Origin of the sequence: Roseicyclus sp. (assembly GCF_052168335.1) — a bacterium.
In the GTDB taxonomy this organism is placed as follows: Bacteria; Pseudomonadota; Alphaproteobacteria; order Rhodobacterales; family Rhodobacteraceae; genus Roseibacterium.
The window spans coordinates 1-4,330 of sequence record NZ_JBQLZP010000300.1 but is presented as its reverse complement, the minus strand read 5'-3'; the positions used below and the strand labels follow the sequence as shown (position 1 = coordinate 4,330).

The 4,330-nt window shown below is 72.7% G+C and carries 4 protein-coding genes; 3 read left to right on the top strand and 1 reads right to left on the bottom strand.

Features of this window, described 5'->3' with window-relative positions; all coding sequences use genetic code 11:
* Positions 1-1,112, top strand: a 1,112-nt coding sequence (locus ACTS11_RS09320; protein ID WP_442640048.1) for a DegT/DnrJ/EryC1/StrS family aminotransferase, incomplete at its 5' end; no start/stop codon positions are given.
* A gap of 19 nt (positions 1,113-1,131) precedes the next feature.
* Here the strand turns inward: ACTS11_RS09320 and ACTS11_RS09315 are convergent.
* On the bottom strand, positions 1,132-1,953 hold the full coding sequence (locus ACTS11_RS09315; protein WP_442640047.1) for an SDR family oxidoreductase: 822 nt from the start codon (positions 1,951-1,953) through the stop codon (positions 1,132-1,134).
* Between the two features lie 192 nt (positions 1,954-2,145).
* Here ACTS11_RS09315 and ACTS11_RS09310 point away from each other — a divergent pair, with 192 nt between their 5' ends.
* Together ACTS11_RS09310 and ACTS11_RS09305 are read left to right on the top strand one after the other, a co-directional pair.
* Positions 2,146-3,420, top strand: a complete 1,275-nt coding sequence (locus ACTS11_RS09310; protein ID WP_442640046.1) for an NAD(P)/FAD-dependent oxidoreductase — start codon at positions 2,146-2,148, stop codon at positions 3,418-3,420.
* A gap of 35 nt (positions 3,421-3,455) precedes the next feature.
* On the top strand, positions 3,456-4,205 hold the full coding sequence (locus ACTS11_RS09305; protein ID WP_442640045.1) for an SDR family NAD(P)-dependent oxidoreductase: 750 nt from the start codon (positions 3,456-3,458) through the stop codon (positions 4,203-4,205).
* Positions 4,206-4,330 lie beyond the last annotated feature (125 nt).

Sequence of the window (4,330 nt, the reverse complement as noted above, 5' to 3'; positions counted from 1 at the left end):
CCCCCGTCGCCCTTCTCGAGCGCGAGTTCGCCGACCTCATGGGCGTGAAATACGCGCTCGCCGTCTCCTCCTGCTCGGCCGCGATCTTCCTGTCGCTCCGCGCCCTCGACCTCGCGCCGGGCGCGCGCGTCCTGATCCCGGGCTTCACCTTCGCCGCCGTCCCCTCGGCGGTCCTGCACGCGAACTGCCACCCCGTCCTCGTGGAAGTCGGCGAGAACTACCGCATCGACATCGAGGACTTCCGCGCGAGGCTCGACGACGACATCGCCGCGGTCATCATCAGCCACATGCGCGGCCATACCTCGGACATGGACGCGATCATGGCGCTCTGCGACGCGCGCGGCATCCCCGTGGTCGAGGACGCGGCCCATTCGCTCGGCACCCTCTGGCACGGCAGGAAGATCGGCACGATCGGCGCGATCGGCTGCTTCTCGTTCCAGTCCTACAAGCTCGTGAACGCGGGCGAGGGCGGCATCCTGATCACCGACGACGCGGACCTCGCGGCGCGTGCGGTCATCATGTCGGGCGCCTACGAGCACAACTGGAAGAAGCACAAGGGCCCCGAGGGACAGAACGACCCCGAGCTCGAGGAGGCCTTCGCCCGCTGGCAGAACATGCTGCCGCTCTACAACATGCGCATCCAGAACCTCTCGGCCGCGGTGATTCGCCCGCAACTGCCCGAGGTCGCGCGCCGCGTCCGCGACGGGCGGGCGAACCACGACTACGTGGCCGACCGGCTGAACCTCTCGCCCTGGCTCGAGGTGCCGGACGCGCTCCCGCCCGAGGAGCGGGCGCCCGACTCGATCCAGTTCAACCTGGTCGACATGCCGACCGACGCGCACGCCCGCGCCTTCGCGGCGGCCGCCGAGCGGCGCGGCGTCAAGGTGCAGGTCTTCGGCCTCTCGACCGACAACGCGCGCGCCTTCTGGAACTGGAAGTTCATCCCCGGCGAGACGCCGGACCTGCCGCGCACCCGCACAATGCTGATGCGCGCCTGCGACGTGCGCCTGCCCGCGCGGCTGAAGAGGCCGGACCTCGACTTCATCGCAGACGCGCTCCTCGCCGCCGCCGAGGAAGTCATGGGCGAGGAGACGCGCGCCTACGGCACCTGAGACGGTCTGCGGCGCGGGCTCAGCGCTGCCCCTCGAGCTGCTGCACCAGCTTGCCGAGGAAGGCGCCCATCCCGCCGCAGCCGGACTGCGCCCAACCACCGTCGACCGGCAGGACCGCCCCGCTGACATAGGCTCCGAGGTCCGAGCCGAGGAACATGCAGGCGTGCCCGATGTCGTCGGGCGTGCCGAGCCGCCCCAGCGGAACCGAGGCCGCGACCTTGCCGATGGCTTCGGGCGTGGGCGCGAGGCGCGCCATCCCCTCCGTCCCGCCGATGGGCCCCGGCACCACCGAGTTCACGCGGACGCCGTGCGCGCCCCACTCGATGGCGAGCGTCCGGGTGATCATGTCCACGCCCGCCTTGGCCGCCGAGACATGCGCCTGCCCCGGCATCGGCAGGAAGGCCTGCGGGGCGGAGATGTTCACCACGCTCGCGCCGGGTTTGCGCAGGAAGGGAAAGCTCGCCTTCATCACGTGCAGCGTGCCCATGAGGTCGATGTCCACCACGCTGCGGAAGGCGTTGGCGGACATGCCGTTGACACTGGCCGGGAAGTTGCCTGCGGCCCCGGAGACGAGCACGTCGAAGTCGCCCCAGGCGTCGTGGACGGTCTTCAGCCCCGCCTCGACGGCGCCCATGTCGCGCACGTCGGCGACGAAGCCCATGGCCTCGGCCCCGTGCCCTTCCAGCGCCGCGACGGTATCGGCGACCTTTTCCGCCTTGCGCGAGGCGACGGCGACGCGCGCGCCGTGGCGGGCGAAGAGCTCGGCGATGCCGCGGTTGATCCCGCTCGTCCCGCCCACGACGACGACGTTCCGGCCGGTGAAGTCCAGCGTCAGGCTCATGGCCATCCTCCCTTGCGACGTTTCCCCTTGTCGAACGGCAGCTTACGCAGGCGGGCGCGGCGGGGCCACGGCAAAGACACGCCCCGAACGCGACGTTACGCGGGAGCCGCGAGACGGCAAATTGACCCCGCCGCGGCGGCGGTGCAGCATCCCCCCGGACGGCCCGTTCAGCGGCCGGAAGGAGCGGGCGGAATGACCGAGGCGGCGCGGGTATCCCTCTGGGACGGAACGGCGGAGGAGCCGGACCACGAGGCGCCACTGCCACGCGACGCGGCGGCGGAGGTTGCCATCGTCGGCGGCGGCTACACGGGGCTTTCGACCGCGCTCCACGCCGCCGAGGGCGGCCTCGACTGCCTCGTCCTCGAGGCGCAGCGGATCGGGCATGGCGGCTCGGGCCGGAACGTGGGCCTCGTCAACGCGGGCGTGTGGCATCCGCCGGCGGCGGTGCGCGAGGCGCTGGGGCCGACCTACGGGCCGCGCTTCATCGAGCGATTCGGCGGCGCGCCCGACTACGTCTTCGGCCTGATCGAGCGCCACCAGATCCGCTGCGAACCGGCGCGGAACGGCACGATCCACGCCGCCCACGCGCCCTCGGGGCTGAAGGGCCTGCAGGGGCGGCACGACGAATGGCGGCGCCTCGGCGCGCCGGTCGAGATGCTGTCCGCGGGCGAGGTGGCGGAGCGGACGGGTGCGCGCGGCTTCGCGGGCGGCCTCCTCGACCGGCGGGCGGGCACCGTCAACCCGATGGGCTACGTGCGCGGCCTCGCGCGCGCGGCGCGGGGCGCCGGCGCGCGGATCGCGACGGGCGTGCTTGTGACGGGCCTCCGGCGCGACGGCGGGGCCTGGGTGGTCGAGACCGACCGGGGCACGGTGCGGGCGCGCGCCGTCGTCCTCGGCACCAACGCCTATACCGACGACCTCTGGCCGGGCCTGCGGCAGGGCTTCACGCTGATCGACTACTTCCAGTTCGCGACCGAGCCCCTGGGAGACGCGGGCGCCGGCATCCTGCCGGGGCGCCACGGCCTCTGGGACACCGCACCCGTGATGACGAGCCTCAGGAAGGATCTCGCCGGGCGCCTCGTCGTGGGCTCGATGGGGCGCGTGATGGGCGACAGGACCTCGGGCCTCTCGCGCCGCTGGGCGGAGAAGCGTCTGCGCCAGCTCTTCCCGTCGCTCGGCCCGGTGGACTTCGCCGAGGCCTGGCACGGGCAGATCGCGCTGACGCCCGACCACCTGCCGCGCATCCACCGCCTGGCCGAGAACCTCTGGACGCCGATCGGCTACAACGGGCGCGGCATCACCACGGGGACCGTCTTCGGCAAGGCGATGGCGGACCTGCTCGCGGGGATGGACCCCGCCGACCTGCCCCTGCCGGTGAGCGCGCCGCGCGCGGTCGCGGCCACGGGGCTGCGGGCGCGGCTCTACCGGCTCGCCTTCGCGGCGAACCAGGCGGTGAAGGGGCTGTGAGCGCAGGAAACGACAGACGCAAGAAGGAGCGAGAGATGAGCGACACCGGACTGGCCCTCGTGACGGGGGGCGCGCAGGGCATCGGCTATGCCTGCGCCGAGGCGCTGAAGGCCGACGGCTACGAGGTGATCCTGTCGGACGTGAACGCCGACGCCGTGACGGAGGCGGCGGCGCGGCTCGGCGCGGCGGCGGGGATCGCCTGCGACGTGGGCGACGCCGAGGCCGTGACGGCGATGTTCGACCGCGTCGAGGCCGACCACGGGCCGGTCGCGGCGCTGGTGAACAACGCAGGGATCGCCATGCCGGGCGATTTCCTGAGCTACGACCTCGAGGCCTTCGACCGGGTCATCGCCGTCAACCTGCGCGGCAGCTTCGTGGCGCTCCAGCGCGCGGCGCGGACGATGGTGGAGAAGAGGATCGCGGGCGCCATCGTCAACATGTCCTCGATCAACGCGCAGCTCGCGATCCCGGCGATCCCGGCCTACTGCGCCTCGAAGGGGGGCGTGATGCAGCTGACCAAGGCGGCGGCGCTGGCGCTGGCGCCCCACGGCATCCGGGTGAACGCGGTCGGGCCGGGCTCGATCGACACGGCGATGATGGCGGGGATCAACGCCAACGAGGAGGCGCGGCGGCGCGTCCTGTCGCGCACGCCGCTCGGCCGCGTCGGCACGCCCCGCGAGATCGGCGACGTGGTGGCGTTCCTCTGCTCGGGCAAGGCCAGCTACATCACCGGCGAGACGATCTACGTCGATGGCGGGCGCCTGGGGCTGAACTACACGATGTGAGGGCGCGCCGGGGCCGGAGGGTTTGCGCCGGCTCCGCCGTCGCCCGTTTCGGCATGTATTGCGCCGGCTGCGCCGTCGCCCGTTTCGGCATGTATTGCGCCGGCTGCGCCGTCGCCGGGGGGAAG